Raw genomic sequence first — 17,191 nt, forward strand, 5'->3', positions numbered from 1 at the left:
ATGATACATGTACTAATTGCAGATGACCATGATGTGGTTATTGAAGGTTTAAAGTCAGTTATACAAACTAGAGATGATATTATCATTGTTGGAGAAGCTACCAATGGAAAAGATGTCATACCATTATTACATCAAGAAATAGATGTAGCAATACTGGATATAAGTATGCCTGAAATGGACGGAATTGAATTAGCAAAGCACATTCAAAAAAACTTTCCTAAGATAAAAGTATTAATTGTTTCTATGCATGATAATGCGAAATTTATAAGAGAAAGTCTTTTAAGTGGAGCAAAAGGATACATATTAAAAGACAAAGTGAAGCAAGATTTGTTACCAGCAATTTTCGCCTTGGCAGATGGGAATGATTACTATGCTGAAAATGTCAAAAATACAATAATGCATAGTCAAAAATCCCCTAATATGTATGGTGAATTAAAGCTTACACAAAGAGAATTGGAGGTTCTTAAACTAATCGCTTTTGGCTATTCTTCAAAAGAGATCGCAGAAATGTTAAGTAGGTCTGTAGCCACTATTAATACTCACAGAAAAAATTTAATTGGAAAAACTGGAGTAAAAAATTCCAAAGAACTAATCAAATTTGCTATCAAAAAGGGGTATGATTAATATGCTCCCACGATTTCCCTTTCCAATTACTTGTCATTAATTCCATAGAATTATTCGGATTTAATTTTCCTCTTTTCTCAAAAGCCTCATGAATCCAACGTTGATTTTTTATAGGATCGCCTGACCATAAATGAATAGTTGCATATTTATTTTCCAAATTCAAAAATAACCGTTGAGGAATAGTCTTAGGATCATAAGTTCTATTTTGACATTCTGGATATGAAGGAAGAATAATCCTTAACAAACCAGACCTTGGATTACTTAAAGTGCTACTTAAGGAATTTTGAATTTCATAATCTACATGATGTCTTCGCCAAATATCTTTACCAATTAAAACAATTGTAACCGTAGATTCTCTAAGATGTTTTTTACGAATCTGCTTTCTAAATGCATCTGTACCGATATTACCAATTTCTCCTTGTCGTACTGAATATGAATCAAAAATATCAAAATGCTTCCCAAATAAATCTTCATACTTTTATCGAAATTTAAAATCGTTTTCATGATCATAACTTATAAATACTTTATGTATCATTCCGAATTTTTGTTCAAAAAAAGAATTAATAATTAAAAAGAAACTACCAACTACTTATGATAAAAAAATCATCATATATAATAATATAATTCATTAATAAATCCATCAAATTTGTTGAATAACTATTTATAAATATTTTTAATAAAACAGATACAACATGTCACGAAAAGCACTTATCATCGGAATCAACTCGTATAATTTTATGGATTCATTAGGCGGTTGTGTAAATGATGCTAATAATGTTAAGGATGTTCTAGAATATCATGCAGACGAAAAAAAGGAAAGAAACTTTTTTGTAGAATCAATAACTTCTGAAACCCATCGTTGTATCGACAGAGAATACTTGATGGATGAAATTAGAGAATTATTTAGAGAAAAAAGAGATGTCTCATTACTCTATTTTGCAGGCCACGGACATGTTGAAAATAGACAAGGGTATTTGGTAACCTCAGAATGTGAACGAGGAGATCAAGGTATATTAATGGCTAGCATACTAAAAATGGCTAACAATTCTCCAGCCTCAAATAGAATCGTGATATTAGACTGTTGCTTTGCAGGAAATTTTGATCAGGATTTTTTTGAAGAAAACCTTACTCGTATTGCTGAAGGAGTTACGATACTTACTGCATCAACAGAGAGCCAATTTTCAGAAGAAGTTAATGAAAATGGAGTGTTTACTACACTTTTTTGTCATGCACTAAAAGGTGGTGCTGCAAGTATATTAGGGGAAGTTACTATAGGAAATGTTTATGGCTATATAGATAAAGCTATGGGCGAATATGGACAACGTCCTATGTTTACAACTAAAGTAAAACGATATTTCTGTCTACGAAAAATTACTTCTCAGCTAAACGTTAATGAATTACGGAAAATTACAAAATTATTTAAGTATCCTGATATGATATTCAAATTGAATAAAACTTATGAATATACCAACAACAAAGAAGCTATCCCTAAACATGTCGAAGAATTCAAGGTTTTACAATTATTTAATCGAGTCAACTTAGTCGTTCCAGATGGGGCTAGAGACATGTATTGGGCAGCACAGAACAAAAAAGGGTGCAAGTTAACGCCTCTAGGAGAATCCTATTGGGAAATGGTGCATAGAGAAGTTATTTAAAAAAATATCATGACAACAAATAATTACGAATTTGACATTGCAATTTCTTTTGCTGATGATGATCATGATACTGCTTTAGTTATTAATACATTTTTGCAGCAAAAATTTCCAAAGAGTAAAATTTATTTTTATCCAGATCAATTAGAAGAGACTTTGGGTGTAGATTTAAAAGAACAACTCACCGAAATATTTTGTCGTAAAGCGAAGTACGTAATCATGGTTATCTCTAAAAATTATTTAGATAAAGAAAATGAATGTGTCCAGACAGAAATTGCCGCTTGTATACCAAGATTACAAGTGAACAGACATGAATTCCTTTTTCCTCTAAACATAGACGACACCAAACTAAGTGAGGTTCACGACTCCTTAAAAGGAATGACTTATTTTGAATGGAATCACAACCCAGAAAAATTTGCAGAAACAATTGAAAATAAAATAAAAATAAACAATAAAGAGCAGCAAAAAAAAGCCATAATAAAAACGGTCTTGGATTGGTTGATTTTATTCTTTATTCTATCAACCGCTGTAAATACAACTTGGTTTTTTCCAAACTATACAGGAATAGGAAGGTATATACCATTAGCACTGTTGTGTACCTATAGAATGACTTATGCTATCTCAGATATTAGTTTAGCATTCTTATCTATATCCACTTTCTTATATAATCAAGATATATATGGCTTGACAGCACTAGCATTAATACTTACCATAATTATTTGGGTTTTAACCATAACAAGCCCAGATAAAACTTGGGATGCAGCTCTTAAAATGATTGGTGGGTTTACAGCTGGTTCTTTTATAGAAAAAAAAATAAAACCTAATATTAATTATAAAAGATAGAATCAATGAAACGTAAAATAGAGAAATATTTTGGAATTAAAGAAAAAGGTTCCTCAATTAATGTTGAGCTTTTAGCTGGATTATCAACTTTTATGAGTTTAGCATATATAGTCGTAGTAAACCCAGCCATACTATCGGAAGGCGGTATAAATAAAAGTGCTGTTTTTTTTGCTACAATTATAGTTTCAGGAGTATTTACAATAATCATGGGGCTAAAAGCAAAATTACCTTTCGCTCTTGCACCTGGTCTTGAAATGGATGCTTATGTGGCATTTTATATAGTTGGTGTTTTAGGATTCTCATGGCAGCAAGGTTTAGCAATTGTATTTTATTCAACTTTGATTTTCTTTATTTTATCATATCGAGGTATTAGAAAAAAAATTATTGAAAGTATTCCAGAAAATATGAAACATGCATTAGCGGCAAGTGTTGGTATGTTTTTAGTAATGATAGGTTTAAAATTATCCAATATAGTTGCTTTTGAAGGCGCTTCACCTATAGGTATAGGTGATCTTACTGGAAAAGGTGCTATTACCTTATATATTGGTCTTTTGGTAATCATTATATTAGAAAAAGTCTTAAAATTTAAAGGTTCTATTTTACTTAGTATTATTGCGATGGCAATTTACGCGAACTTTGTTGGTATTGCTGATGATATGAAGCCAGCAGAGTTTTCTATGGAAATGTTTTCTGCTGTAGGTTCTTTTTGGAGTGGTATGGATGTAATTTTGGACCCGCGTTCTTGGGCGCCGATTCTCATTCTTTTCTTGGTAGATTTTTATGGTAGTGTTGCTAAAATTATTGGTTTAACAGTAAATACAGATATTCTTTCAAAAAAAGGGTCAAAAAATGAAAAAATTGATAATGGCCTATACGTAGATGGCTTTGCAGCTTTGGTTAGTCCGATAATTGGTACGAGTAGCGTTACAACTTTTGTAGAAAGTAGTGTGGGAATTAAAGAAGGTGGTCGAACTGGATTGACAGCTGTTACTACAGGTGTTTTATTGTTATCATGTATATTTCTAACTCCACTTATAAAATTTGTCCCTGTTGTTGCGACCTCATCTGCTCTAATATGGGTAGGGTTATGGTTAATGCCAAATGGAATGATAAAATTTCTATCAGATGATGATACGATATGGAAAAGATTCGTTAGGAGTGATAAAATTATACTTGCACTTATGTTATTGGTAGTACTACTCTCTTTTTCACTCCAGTATGCTTTAATTATTGGATATGTCGGATATGTAATTCATGAATTCATAAAGTATAAAAAAGCAAATATTTATTTAGTAGCATCCATGATAGTTCTAATAATAGGAACCATAGCACAATGGTTAACTTAAAAGTGAATAATAATTATTTAAATGTGCTTAAAAGTGCGGCAGTTGTCGAACATTTCAAGTGTAACAATTAATTATTAAAAAAAGAAAAGTATGGAATCATTTGAAATAAAGAATGATGAAGATTTAAATATATTAAAAGTAATAACCGAAAAAAACAAAATATAAAATGGCTAAAGGAAAAAAATGTCCGTCTTGCAAAACATCAATGTTTGCACAATCAGAAAAAGTAGAACCAAAAGGAATTTATGTGGTTTATGTTTGTCGAAATGGAAATTGTAGGCATACTGAAAAAACTTTTGAAAGTAAATAAATATTAAAATATACTCACCTTAGAATAAATAATGAAACCAAAAATACAATTTTTGATAATTTAAATATCTCGAAATAAACCAATTGACAAAAAGTATGAAAAATGCAAATAATAGATAACAAAAAGAATTTTAGTAATATAAAAAGTTTATTAGAGGTGGAATTTTTCAATAAAAAAATAGATGCATTTAGTATTACAGAAAGCGCTTTTGAAAAAAGAATGAATATAAAAATTTGGTTGACTTATATTGTAATTATCGCAATGTTTCTTCTAATATCAACAATATTCGAAAACAAAGGATTTGATTTTTCATTTTTGCTACCTATCCTTGTTATTGGTTTAATCATTTATTTAAGACTCTTTGTTAAAAGGAAAATAAAACAAGGTATCATAATCGCTGCTGAAGATTTAGTCTACCTCATTAATGGTATTCGAAGTATAAATTCGAATGAGATTAGCTTTGAAAGACTTATAATCTTTTCAAAATCAGATGTAACCAATAAGATCAAACTTTCAGGTCTAATCAATTGTATTTCGGAAGAAGGTAATATGATTAAGTGTGTCTCCTCTATTATTCAAATTAAGATATACGAAAATTTCAAAATAAAAATTGCCCTTGAAGGAAATGAAGAAATAGAGCTTGATATTGTATCAAAAATTAGTCCTTTATTCGAAAATTTTAGTTCTAGGAAATTTGAAAATAAAATAATTCCACTCAGGCAATTTGCTGAAAAATACTTGAGTAAATAAGAGAAAATAAAAATAGAGACTCCATATATACATACATTGTGTTAATGAAAACCAAACTGTCGGAACAAACTGAAAAAAGACAAAAAACTGAAGTAAGTATAAATTAAAATTAAAACTTATGAATAATGAACTAATTAGAGAAGTTGAAGAACTTATCACTGATGTAGAAGCAAAAGTACTAGTAGTCAAAGATGAAATACCAAGAAATAAGGCTCAAGGTTCTTCATGGCACTAAATGAACGATTAGAAAAACTTATAATAGAATCTGATATTCAGTTTGACAAAATAAACCCAGTGTCAACTTTTTATAGGTTTCTAAAGCTTTGTAATTACTTGTACGAAGATGTATGGAATGAGAAATCCAAATTAGGGTTCGAAAAAACTTATAATGATCTTCATTCCATACTTTTCTATTCTAGTAGAAAAAATAATTTTGATTATTCTGAAACTTCGAAAAGTGGTCAAGTTTTTTATCAATTCCCCAAAAAGAAGTTTAACAATTTATACAAAAAACATATTAATAAATATAAAGATGAATGTCATTCAAGTATATCATTTGAAGATAATCATAAACATTTACATAATAGATTTATCTATATAATAGATTCAAAGTTAAATTTCAACTATTATAGAGTTCCTCAGCCAATTGACAATTTTATTATTGGAAATAAGGATGTAACTACTTTCCCTTTTCATCCAATGTTGGCAATTAGTACTGAATTGAAAGTATTTTGTGCAGGAGAGATATCATTTTTTTGGAAAAAGCACAAGAAATGTCCAGACATTGTATTTCTAAATAATATCTCTGGACACTACAAACCAACTTTAATTAGCCCAAAAAAATTGAACGAAACTTCCCGTGAAATTTTAAAACTACCAAAAACAACTTCTATAATTTGTTTTACAAATCTAGGTGTTGAAATTTCAGGAAATTTAAAAACTAAATTAAAAAAATATGGCAAAATATTTAGATGAAAATTTCGATGAGCACGAACAATTGCCAAGAGATCTCAAAGTTTATTTTGAACACAAAAAAAATAAGAATGTTAACGTTTATGTTTTCAATAACTTAAAACAGTCAATACCTATTCGTACAGGTGAAAAAGATTGGGATTTAAATGGAGATTACTATCGATTTAGACTAGCTTTTCATTTTTCTTATATGACTCATTTAAAATGGTCACCAGTAATACGTGATATTATGGGTATAAAAAGACGTAGTGAACGAGTTTTCGAAAAAGCAATAGATGGACCGAGACAATTAATAATTGAAGAAGGTATTTGCTCGTACATATTTTCAGAATCAAAAAAATACGACAATTTCTACAATTACTCAACCATACCCGATTATATATTAAAAACCGTTTTGCGTTTTTCTAATTATACAGAAATAGCAAATTTAAAATCTGATATATGGGAATTATCTATCCTTGAAGGATTTAAAATATGGAAACAACTTGCAAATAACAAAGGCGGATTAATTTCACTTGATTTAGACAATGCAAAAATTAAATATTTAGAAGTATGAATTTTAAACATCATGAAAAATTACCAAGAAAAGCAACTCTTAGACTAATTGAAACTAAGCCGGGTGTAAGTGAAATTTACATGCCTCTAAATGAGGGGAATTATTGTAGAATTGGCGCAAAAACAGAGATTTGGAATAAATATGATGATGGATTTATGTGGCATGATGTATTTCATTTCGCAAATATGGCGATATTAAATTGGTCTCCAGTTTCTCGTTTTCTTTTTGGTATTTCAAGAAAGAGTAACTCTAGATTTTATAATCAAGAAGATGATTTTCGGGCTATGATTATAGAAGAAGCTATTGCTGCATTTGTAATCGAAGAAGCTAAGGAAAAAAACTTTTTTAAAAATAATGAAGAAATTTCAAATGAGTTATTAAGTGTAATTGAAACTCTAACAAGCGTTTTTGAAGTTAAAACAGCTTCTAAAGATGATTGGATAAAATCTATACTTGAAGGATGCAAAGTCTGGCAACATACAAAACAAAATAGAGGTGGTATTATTGAATTAGATATGGAAAAACGAACAATACAATATCTTGGTAATCCAAGTTTAAAGAATTAAATCGACAACAATGAACATTTTATTTTGTTCTCAACCTCAAATAGGACATTTACATAACTTAATCCCATTAGCTAAAAAATTACAATCAAAAGATGTAACTATTATTTTCGCAACTTCTAAAAGTTTAAAAAATGAGATTGAACATCTAGGATTTAAACATGAGCCTATGGGAATTGACTTCATGGGATTTGGAGATCTTCAGGTAGAGTTAAAAAAAAGAAATATTATTCCTAAAGATGAACCTTTTTCTTTAAAATTATTCGTTAATCCTTTAGCTACTTTATCGCTAAATGAAATAGAGAAAATTGCTTTAAAGTATAAACCTAAAATGATAATAAGAGACCCTGTTGAATTTTCTTCTTTAATAGTTGCTGAAAAACATGATATCAAGACGCTAACCATAAATTGGGGCTATAACTTCCCTTTAGAAAAAAGTATTAAGAAATGTTTTTTAGAAATTGATAACTTAAGGATTAAAAGTGGCCTAAAGTCTGATATAAAATTGGACTTTCTAATGAAGCAAAAATACATCAACTTGTTGCCAGAAAAGTGGTATGATAAAAGTTTTATTGAAAACTATAATGTATCATATTATAAGTCAAATTCATATAACTCTATTTCTAAGAAAAATAATGTATCAGTACCAAATAATATAATTTATGCCACTCTTGGTACTGTTTTCATGAATAAAGACATTATTAGCGTTTACATAGATGCTTTTAAACAAGTTAAAGAGCAATTTCTAATTAGCTATCCAGTAAGAAATCAGTTTCCGACTATAAAAAATATATTATTTTATCAATACATTCCAAATAACCATGTTTTACCTAAAGCAAAACTCGTAATTACGCATGGAGGCTTCAATACAATAAGGCAAGCCCTAAGTTTAGGGATTCCGTTAATTATTACACCAATAACTGGTGATCAAAAAGTTTATGCAAAAAAAATTGAAAACCTCGGTTTGGGAATAGCAATTAATAAAAAGGATTTGACATCTTCAAAATTAATCGAATCAATAAATAAGATTAAAAATAATTCAAAATTTAAGTTCAACGCTTTAAAATTTAAAAATGAAATTAATAATTTAGATGATATTAATGTGTTAGTAGAGAAATTGTTAGTTTAGAAAATATAATAAAAATAAAAAATCCCTTCCAAATAAATGAAAAGGATTCTGTGAGTCCGAACATTCAAAGTTGGAACTTTTTAATTGAGGATTTGAAAAAGATGAATACATTTTTTGAGAGGTATTTTCATTTTTATATTTTTATCAGAATAAGCGTAAGCCTTCGGTAAACTGCATATTGCAGAGAATCTTTGAGTGGATTATTTTAGTCAGATGAAAAACTCCAAGAAACAAGAGCGTATGTTTGCCTTGATAGAAATGATGTACTTAGAAGATATCGATCAGAAATATTTTTGTGAGCGTGAAGATATCAAGCTGGCTACTTTAAAATATTGGCTGAAACACTATCATCTTGAAAAGAAATTAGATCAAGCGGAAATTCATCCTAGAGAAGAACCATCTTGGAGTAAATTTATTCCTATTGAAGTTGATATGCCCATGACTACTTCTGATTCATCAATTAAAATTGAATATCCAAACGGTGTTCGTCTACATTTAGATACCTGTTTATTAAATCAAAAGACTCTTTGCTCATTAACTCAACTTATATCATGTTTGGACTAGGAATTTCACACCGTTATCATTTATATAGTCACCCCACCGATATGCGTAAGAGTTTTGATGGTCTAGCAGGTATTATCCAAAAAGAACTCAACGGCTCTGCTCTGGATGGAACTGCATATATATTTATCAACAAATCACGTGATAAAGTAAAAATATTACATTGGGAAGATGGTGGTTTTGTGTTGTATTATAAACGCTTGGAATCTGGTCGCTTTGAGTTGCCTGTATATGATGCTTCTGTGATGGGTATTACTCTTAGTTATTCGCAATTGGTGTTACTTATCGATGGTATTTCAATCTCTCATATTCGTAGAAAAAAGCGATATCAAATACCTGCATAAATTGTTGTAAAACATTGTTTTTTCTAAGGAGTATTTGTATTTTTAACATGTGAAAACATCCTTATCTACAGTGGTTATCGATCAAGATTATGTTCAGATTCCTAAATCAGAATATGAACAGTTACTCTCTAACTATCAAAATTTAGAATTACAGTTATCTGAGTTAAAACGCCTTATTTTTGGTAGTAAAAGCGAACGATTTGTTCCTAACACAGATGCACTTCAATTAGGACTATTTACAGAAGAAACTTCTGAGCAGACAGCGGTAGTACAACAGCAGATTAGTTACAATCGGTCAAAAACAAAAAAGCATCCTATTCGTTTACCATTAGCTTCGCATTTACCAAGAGTTGAAGAAATAGTAGAACCTGTGCATATTGCTCAAGGTAGTATTAAAATAGGTGAAGAAATTACAGAAGTATTGGAGTATACGCCTTCTAGGGTCTATGTTCGTAAAATTATTCGTCCAAAATATGCATTACCAAATGATGCAGGAATCGTTATTGCTTCACTTCCTAGCATGATCTTGCCAAAATCCAATGTTGGAGCTGGATTATTAGCCCATATTTGTGTCAGCAAGTTCGTGGATCATCTTCCTTTTTATCGTCAGATACAAATTTTAAAAAGAGAAGACGTTGTTGTAGCAATGTCATCAATGACAGGTTGGTTTTCTAAAGGAGTAACACAATTGGAGGTATTATATGAAGTCCTACAAAAAGTAGTATTACAAAGTCAGTACCTCCAAGGGGACGAGTCGCCGATCAAAGTTCAAGACAATCATAAAAACGGAAGCTTGCATACAGGATATCATTGGGTATTCCATGCACCAGTGGAACGATTAGTATTATTTAAGTACGATCCTAGCAGGTCAGCAAAAGTTCCAAAAGATTTTTTACAACAGTTTAGCGGAACATTGCAAACTGATGGATATAGAGCATACCAAAATCTAAGTACCAAACATCCGATAAAGCTCTTGGCTTGCATGGCACATGCCAGGCGCTATTTTGAAAAAGCACTTGATAATGATAACGCAAGAGCCAGCCATGCTATGGGGCAAATCCAAAAACTATATGCCATAGAGCGAAAAATAAAAGAGCGTACTACAAATACACAGACCATAAAACGCTATAGAGAGTTATGTGCGAAGCCTATTTTAGAAAAGCTTCATACTTGGATGCAACAAGAGTACAGTAAAGTATTGCCTAAAAGCGCTATTGGAAAGGCTTTTGCGTATAGTTTAAACTTGTGGGATAAGCTAAGCGCTTACACACAAGATGGAAAGTATCTGATTGATAACAACCTAATAGAAAATGCAATTAGACCACTGGCACTCGGGCGCAAAAATTATCTCTTCGCGGGATCTCACAAGGCTGCACAACATGCAGCTATCATGTATTCTTTCTTTGCTACTTGTAAAATCAATGATGTAAATCCGTATCTGTGGCTACATGATGTCTTTAAAAGATTACCTGAGCATAAAGCCAATAAATTAGAAGAATTACTACCACAAAATTGGAAAAATCCAGCAGTAGTTTAAATTGTTAAAGAAATACCATTTTCTTAGCAGAATCTCTCCAATACTAAGAATAGCTTAAAATCAGACACCTATCTAAGAACTAGAAATACTAAGCTTGCTAACTATCAGTGTAATACGGTTTTTCATAACTCCTTTTATGTAAAATACAGTCTTACAAAATCATCCTGAAATATGCAATACGGGTTTTACCGAGTGCTTACAAAAGGTCAAACCACTTTTACTTTTTTAAATGAATTTGAAATTAAAACACCAAATTCTTGCTGTTTTTCTTAAAAAAGGCTGTTTTTTGAAATTTATTTTTTCAAAAAATTTCTGAAAAGTTTTTGAAAAAATATAACTTACTGATAAATATACATTTAGCAAATTAAAAGTCAATGTGGATTGACTTTTAAGCAAAAAGGTCAATCCACATTGACCTTTATTGAGTTTTTTCAAAAAAATAAAAATAGTTTTTGTTTTCTTACTACAAAATACGCCCATTCCACTTTTCAAAATAACTGAAAAATTCAATTCAAAAGACTGCTCCGTTTTTAAGCTAATTTCATAGTATTTCTTCGCTTTTAAAAGCCTTTGGTTCATGACCAAAATTTTACAAATGATAACTCAGTTTTGTTTTAAATCTTTGTACTCACAAACGCGTCAAACTGTATTTAAGAAATTATCATATAAGTATAACGATCCTAAAAAATTAGCTGGCGTAATTAAAACGAATGTTAAACCTTAAAAAAAGAAATAAAAAAAACAGTAATTCTATGTGCTTTTTGAACTGTTTCCTTAGCATTAGTCTAGCCTTTAAAGGCATTTGTATGATACAAAATGCGTGCAAATGATATCTCAGTTTTGTTTTAAATCTTTGTACTCACAAACGCATCAAACTGTATTTAAGAAATTGTCATATAAATATAATGATCCTAAAAAATTAGCTGGCGTAATTAAAACGAATGTTAAACCTTAAAAAAAGAAATAAAAAAATCAGTAATTATGTGTGCTTTTTCAAGCATTTTCTTAGTCATAGCCTTCCCTTTCGAGTCTTTGGTTCAGTACCAAAATTTTACAAATGATATTTCAGTTTTATATAGAATCTTTGTAATCATAAAGACATAAAGAATTTATGCAAGCTTTAAAATGAAACCATCATTACTAATTAATAAAGTCAATTTTTCGGAGAAAACTAATTGTACCGCTTTTCAAAGAATCATATAAAATCAATGACTTACAGTTTTTACGTACCGAGTACCAAAACTGAACAAATGATATTTAATCAATTCATTCCATATTTGTATTCTATGACGGTTTAGAGACCTCGTGAATTAAATATTACTTCAAAGTTTAGAGACTTTGAATACCTAAAAAATAGTCAGTAACCTTTTAAAAGAAACAATATGTAAAAATTATAAACCAATAAAGCATCTATCAAATAAATCATTCTAGAAATTTTAAACATAATAGAATCAATAACAATTTAAACATACAATAGTAAGAGATAATCACTTTATCGTGAAGTGATCATTATAATAAATAAAACATACAATGACATTCCTTAATTTAAAATTGTAAGATTTTAACTATTAATTTATTATAGAATCATTGGAATTAGTTTCAATTCTTTGTAATATTGAAGATATGATTTCAAACAATTTTACAATTTTCAAAAAGGGAATAACAGCTTTTAGCTCATTAGCTACAAGCAACAACACAGTAGTTCCTTTATATGAAGATTGTAAAAGATATAACAACATTAAAAACGATTTCCGTTGAAGAATTAAAAAGCTTCGATGGATTTGCTGATGTGTCTACTGAAGAAGCTATTCATATTATTAATACCTTAAAAGAAGTATCATTATTAACTCATAACATCATTACCAACTATGAGCAATCTGAATCAATTTCAAAGCTTCGCAAAACGAAGTAAACATGCTACAATTCGAAATAATAAAGCAGTTATTTATACTAGAGTTTCTGATATTAAACAACGAGACAATACAAGTTTAGATAGTCAATTAAAATACTGTACCGAATATGCTAATAAGCACGAAATGGATATTTGTGGCTATTTTGGTGGAACGAACGAAAGTGCCAAAACCGATGATCGAAAAGAGTTTCAACGAATGCTTTCGTTTGTGAAAACAAAAAAGATTTCTAATATTATTGTATACAGTACAGATCGTTTTTCAAGAGCAGGAGAAAGTGCTATTCATACCTTAGCCAAAATAAGAAGAATAGGAATCAATCTCATTGCTGTTACGCAACCAGCAGATACACAAACTTCCACAGGACGTTTCTATCAAAACTTAAATTTACTTTTCAGCAAGTATGATAATGACCAACGTAGAGACAAAACCATTACAGGAATGCGTCACCGCTTATTAAATGGCTATTGGATGGGAACTGCTCCGATTGGCTATAAAAATATGCGAGACGAGAAGAACATACCTATTATAGTTCCAAGTGAGAAAGCACATTTGGTACGAAAAGCTTTTGAATGGAAAGCTAATGAAAGTTTATCCAATGTTGAGATTGTGAAAAGACTTGAACAATACGGATTAAAAATATACAAACAAAGATTAACAAATATGTTTCGAAATGTAGTCTATTGTGGATTAATATCACATAGTTTGTTGGACGATCAACTCATTGAGGGAAAACACAAAGCCATTGTTCCAAAAGCTTTATTCCTAAAAGTTCACGGAATCCAAGAAGCAAAGAACAACAAATCGAAACATAATAAAGCAAATGAGAACTTACCGCTAAAAGTATTTACAAAATGTGCTGCTTGTAAAAGTCCACTAACAGGCTATTTGGTGAAAAAGAAAAATATCTATTATTACAAATGTAAAACAGTTGGTTGCCCTTGCAACAAAAATGCAAATGACTTACATGACAAATTCAACGATATATTAGGCACGTATCAAATAGATAAAAAATACATTACTCCAATAAAGATTCAATTAAAGCACACATTTGAATACTTCAGCACTTCCAATGAAGATAATACAGCGCATTTAAAGTACAATCTAAAGGCAATTAACGATAAGGTTAACAAGATTGAAGAACGCTTTGTAATTGGTGAAATAGACGGTTCGCTATATCAAAAGTTTTCAAAGAAGTACAATGAAGAAAAGAATGAAATAGCGCAAGAAATTGAAAAAAACAGTTTAGATAGTTCGAACCTTGATAACTATATTAATAACTCAATAGATTTGTTATGTAACTTGCATAATATATGGAGGTTAGGCAGTTATGCTGAGAAACAAAAATTTCAAAAACTTGTATTCCCCGATGGAATCGTCTATGATCGTAAAAAAGATGAAGTTCGAACCAGTAAGGTAAATTCAATTTTCAAATTAACGCGTTCACTGTCAATCAGTTTAAGACAACAAAAAAGCGGACAAAAAGTAAAAAATACTAATTTGTCCGCTCCTGTGAGCCCGACAGGATTCGAACCTGTGACCGCCTCCTTAGAAGGGAGGTGCTCTATCCAGCTGAGCTACGAGCCCGTAACTCTATAATTGTCGGGGTGGCAGGATTCGAACCTGCGGCCTCCACGTCCCAAACGTGGCGCGATAACCGGGCTACGCTACACCCCGAAATAGTTATCAAATTGTTTAAAAAAAAAGCGGAGAGACAGGGATTCGAACCCTGGGTACCTATTTCTAAGTACGACGATTTAGCAAACCGTTCCTTTCGGCCACTCAGGCACCTCTCCAGTATTTCTTATGATTTAAGAACTTACGCAATCGTTAAATTGCGGTTGCAAATGTAACAGTTCATTTTTAATGAAGCAACTATTTACCTCTTTTTTTAGTCTTTTTTTCTTGTTTTTTTTGCAATATTTTAATTTTCAATTAACTACCGTTTATTCTGGATATTCAATTCGTAAATGATAGATGTTATTTAGCTTCTTTTTGAGTACTTTTTTAATGATTACAATTTCTTTTAAAGTGATATCTGCATTCATAAATTGCAACTCGTCCATTTGCTTGTCAATGATGCGTTCTACGAATTGGTCTATTTTTTGGAAAGTTGGCTCTTTTAAACTTTTAGAAGCCGCTTCTACCGAATCTGCCATCATGAGAATTGCCGTTTCTTTTGAAAATGGAATCGGGCCAGGATATTGGAAGTTTTCAATTGACACGTCTTCGTCCAACTCTTTCGCTTTTTTGTAGAAGTAATACACTGTTGATGTTCCGTGATGTGTTCGGATGAAGTCTATAATACGATCGGGTAATTTGTTACTTTTTGCAATTTCGATTCCATCTAATACATGATCTATTATTATTGTCGCACTTTCATCTGGCGCTAATTCGTCATGCGGATTTACCGAAGTTGCCTGATTTTCTATAAAAAATGTCGGATTGTTCATTTTTCCAATGTCATGATACAACGCTCCTACTCTAACCAACATTGTGTTTGCGCCTATTTCGCTTGCCGCTGCTTCCGCCAAATTTGCCACTTGTAGTGAGTGATGAAATGTTCCTGGTGCTTCGTTAGCGAGTCGCTTCAAAAGTTTAGAATTGGTGTCTGAAAGTTCTAACAGAGATACATCGGACACGAGTCCAAAAATCTTCTCATAAATATAAATTAATGGTTGTACAAATAATGTTGCCAATCCGCAGAGCATAAATTGCATAAAATAAATCCAAATGACATGTACTTGCCCTAATTCGTTTCTACTGAAAACTTCCGTAAATTTGATGCCGCCTTCATGCGTAATGTGAAACGCAAAATACGCTACAATGTAAATGAGTGTTATCTGCCCGACAGAAATAAATAGATTTGCGCGTTTGTAAAGTTCAGAAACCGTCAAAATGGTTACAATTCCTGCAATGATTTGCAAAAAGATATATTCCGAGCTATTTGGTACAATAAAACCTAGTAATAAAACCGTTAATACGTGTGCAAATAATCCCAAGCGCGCATCAAAGAATGCTTTTAAAATTAAAGGCAAAATACATAATGGCACCACATATACATAGTTGGAATTGTATTTTACAACCAACGTTGTTAATACAATCATAAATACAATATTCATGAAAATGAACGTTACTTTGTTGTTATTATCATAAATATCTGGACGGTATTTTCGAATGAATAGCAACAACATTAACAATGCCAACGCGACTTGAATTGTGTAGCCAAATACGATCCAATTGTAATTGGATTCGTTCCAGACCTGCGACTCGTATACTTTTTTGAGTGAATTTAAGGTTGCTAATTTCTCACCTTCTACGACTTCTCCTTTTGCAATTATTCGGAAACCTTCTTGAATATTTCCGCGTGTGTACGCAATCTCACTTAACTGTTGTAAAAGTGCTTCATTTGTAAATTGCTGATTGATTTCTACATTGGGCTCAATGATTTCAAAAAACAAGTTATACAACTGCGTTTCATAGTTTTCCAAAACTTGTTGTTCTACAAAATCCTTGATGTATTTCTGTAAATTATTAAGCTTGGTAAAACTGTTATAACTCACATTTCGTTCTACATTATCTTGAATGAGCACTACTAATTGATCCGTTTTAGATTCATCAATCGTAGCAATGACACCATTTCTATAAAAATTAGCCAGTAATTTATTTGCTTTAGATTTTAAGCGTGAAAAGCTATTTCTATCAATAATACTATCAATAGGAAAAAGTTCATCAAACTGCTCGTCAAAATCGTTTTTGACACGCTCTACAACTTGCTTATTGTAATTGTAGTATGTTTTTGCATTGGCACTAATAGTCGCTTTTTCCTTATCAACTTCCTCCGCTGTTTTTGTAATGGGAAAATCAAATTGTGCTATGAGTGTTTCATATTGCCAAGGTTTTCCTTTTTGAAACTCATATTGAAATTTTCCTCCTTTCGGGAAAAGGTACACAACCAAAACCGTTGTTAGTACGTATAAAAATATTTTATATACAAACGACTGATTCTTATATAACTTGGTAATGAGCTGCTTCATGAAACGAATATATGTTAATATTCAAAAGTACTAAAATTAAGCGTGTTTTATTAGTGA

Annotated in this window: 16 protein-coding genes, 3 tRNA genes and 2 pseudogenes; 15 read left to right on the forward strand and 6 right to left on the reverse strand. The window is 30.9% G+C overall.

What is annotated here, in order from left to right:
• Nucleotides 1-624 (forward strand): response regulator transcription factor, encoded by a 624-nt coding sequence (locus tag IMCC3317_RS06340; RefSeq protein ID WP_160128690.1) that lies wholly within the window; start codon nucleotides 1-3, stop codon nucleotides 622-624.
• On the opposite strand, the gene IMCC3317_RS23650 is transcribed toward IMCC3317_RS06340, so the two are convergent.
• Complete coding sequence (locus tag IMCC3317_RS23650; protein WP_228054971.1) at nucleotides 605-787, reverse strand: hypothetical protein; 183 nt, start codon at nucleotides 785-787, stop codon at nucleotides 605-607. The genes IMCC3317_RS06340 and IMCC3317_RS23650 overlap by 20 nt on opposite strands.
• 102 nt (nucleotides 788-889) lie before the next feature.
• Nucleotides 890-1,069, reverse strand: a pseudogene (locus IMCC3317_RS23870) (TIR domain-containing protein); the annotation flags it as partial.
• Between the two features lie 247 nt (nucleotides 1,070-1,316).
• Between IMCC3317_RS23870 and IMCC3317_RS06350 the strand changes: the two are divergent.
• The 14 genes and pseudogenes from IMCC3317_RS06350 to IMCC3317_RS23875 all read left to right on the forward strand — a co-directional run.
• Nucleotides 1,317-2,279: a caspase family protein gene (locus IMCC3317_RS06350; RefSeq protein ID WP_160128692.1), complete on the forward strand. Its 963-nt coding sequence runs from the start codon at nucleotides 1,317-1,319 to the stop codon at nucleotides 2,277-2,279.
• 9 nt (nucleotides 2,280-2,288) lie between these two features.
• The gene (locus tag IMCC3317_RS06355) at nucleotides 2,289-3,119 is read left to right on the forward strand and encodes a toll/interleukin-1 receptor domain-containing protein (RefSeq protein ID WP_160128694.1); all 831 of its coding nucleotides are present in this window, start codon (nucleotides 2,289-2,291) and stop codon (nucleotides 3,117-3,119) included.
• Between the two features lie 5 nt (nucleotides 3,120-3,124).
• Complete coding sequence (locus IMCC3317_RS06360; RefSeq protein WP_160128696.1) at nucleotides 3,125-4,465, forward strand: NCS2 family permease; 1,341 nt, start codon at nucleotides 3,125-3,127, stop codon at nucleotides 4,463-4,465.
• Nucleotides 4,466-4,631: 166 nt separating this feature from the next.
• Nucleotides 4,632-4,775: a hypothetical protein gene (locus tag IMCC3317_RS06365; protein WP_160128698.1), complete on the forward strand. Its 144-nt coding sequence runs from the start codon at nucleotides 4,632-4,634 to the stop codon at nucleotides 4,773-4,775.
• A gap of 102 nt (nucleotides 4,776-4,877) precedes the next feature.
• Nucleotides 4,878-5,525 (forward strand): hypothetical protein, encoded by a 648-nt coding sequence (locus tag IMCC3317_RS06370; RefSeq protein ID WP_160128700.1) that lies wholly within the window; start codon nucleotides 4,878-4,880, stop codon nucleotides 5,523-5,525.
• 225 nt (nucleotides 5,526-5,750) lie between these two features.
• A complete protein-coding gene (locus IMCC3317_RS06375; protein WP_160128702.1) occupies nucleotides 5,751-6,500 on the forward strand; it encodes a hypothetical protein in 750 nt (249 codons plus the stop codon).
• The gene (locus tag IMCC3317_RS06380; protein ID WP_160128704.1) at nucleotides 6,481-7,053 is read left to right on the forward strand and encodes a hypothetical protein; all 573 of its coding nucleotides are present in this window, start codon (nucleotides 6,481-6,483) and stop codon (nucleotides 7,051-7,053) included. The genes IMCC3317_RS06375 and IMCC3317_RS06380 overlap by 20 nt, the downstream gene beginning before the upstream one ends.
• Nucleotides 7,050-7,619: a hypothetical protein gene (locus tag IMCC3317_RS06385; protein ID WP_160128706.1), complete on the forward strand. Its 570-nt coding sequence runs from the start codon at nucleotides 7,050-7,052 to the stop codon at nucleotides 7,617-7,619. Before IMCC3317_RS06380 ends, IMCC3317_RS06385 begins: the two co-directional genes overlap by 4 nt.
• A gap of 10 nt (nucleotides 7,620-7,629) precedes the next feature.
• Complete coding sequence (locus tag IMCC3317_RS06390; RefSeq protein WP_160128708.1) at nucleotides 7,630-8,745, forward strand: glycosyltransferase; 1,116 nt, start codon at nucleotides 7,630-7,632, stop codon at nucleotides 8,743-8,745.
• A 213-nt stretch (nucleotides 8,746-8,958) separates the two neighbouring features.
• Complete coding sequence (tnpA, locus tag IMCC3317_RS06395; protein ID WP_160128709.1) at nucleotides 8,959-9,309, forward strand: IS66 family insertion sequence element accessory protein TnpA; 351 nt, start codon at nucleotides 8,959-8,961, stop codon at nucleotides 9,307-9,309.
• Nucleotides 9,297-9,650, forward strand: coding sequence for an IS66 family insertion sequence element accessory protein TnpB (gene tnpB / locus IMCC3317_RS06400; protein WP_228054780.1), 354 nt, complete (start codon nucleotides 9,297-9,299; stop codon nucleotides 9,648-9,650). The genes tnpA and tnpB overlap by 13 nt, the downstream gene beginning before the upstream one ends.
• A 49-nt stretch (nucleotides 9,651-9,699) precedes the next feature.
• A complete protein-coding gene (gene tnpC / locus IMCC3317_RS06405; protein WP_228054778.1) occupies nucleotides 9,700-11,187 on the forward strand; it encodes an IS66 family transposase in 1,488 nt (495 codons plus the stop codon).
• A gap of 1,711 nt (nucleotides 11,188-12,898) precedes the next feature.
• A complete protein-coding gene (locus IMCC3317_RS06410) occupies nucleotides 12,899-13,099 on the forward strand; it encodes a hypothetical protein (protein WP_160128711.1) in 201 nt (66 codons plus the stop codon).
• Nucleotides 13,056-13,868, forward strand: a pseudogene (locus IMCC3317_RS23875) (recombinase family protein); the annotation flags it as partial. The gene IMCC3317_RS06410 and the pseudogene IMCC3317_RS23875, both read left to right, overlap by 44 nt.
• A 742-nt stretch (nucleotides 13,869-14,610) precedes the next feature.
• Here the strand turns inward: IMCC3317_RS23875 and IMCC3317_RS06420 are convergent.
• The 4 genes from IMCC3317_RS06420 to IMCC3317_RS06435 form a co-directional block, all read right to left on the reverse strand.
• A tRNA-Arg gene (locus IMCC3317_RS06420) sits at nucleotides 14,611-14,684 on the reverse strand.
• A 15-nt stretch (nucleotides 14,685-14,699) separates the two neighbouring features.
• Nucleotides 14,700-14,774 (reverse strand) — tRNA-Pro (locus tag IMCC3317_RS06425).
• Between the two features lie 30 nt (nucleotides 14,775-14,804).
• Nucleotides 14,805-14,893: transfer RNA gene (locus IMCC3317_RS06430), tRNA-Ser, on the reverse strand.
• Nucleotides 14,894-15,043: 150 nt separating this feature from the next.
• The gene (locus IMCC3317_RS06435; RefSeq protein ID WP_160128712.1) at nucleotides 15,044-17,134 is read right to left on the reverse strand and encodes an HD family phosphohydrolase; all 2,091 of its coding nucleotides are present in this window, start codon (nucleotides 17,132-17,134) and stop codon (nucleotides 15,044-15,046) included.
• Between the last annotated feature and the right edge of the window lie 57 nt (nucleotides 17,135-17,191).

Origin of the sequence: Kordia antarctica (assembly GCF_009901525.1) — a bacterium.
Lineage (GTDB): Bacteria > Bacteroidota > Bacteroidia > Flavobacteriales > Flavobacteriaceae > Kordia > Kordia antarctica.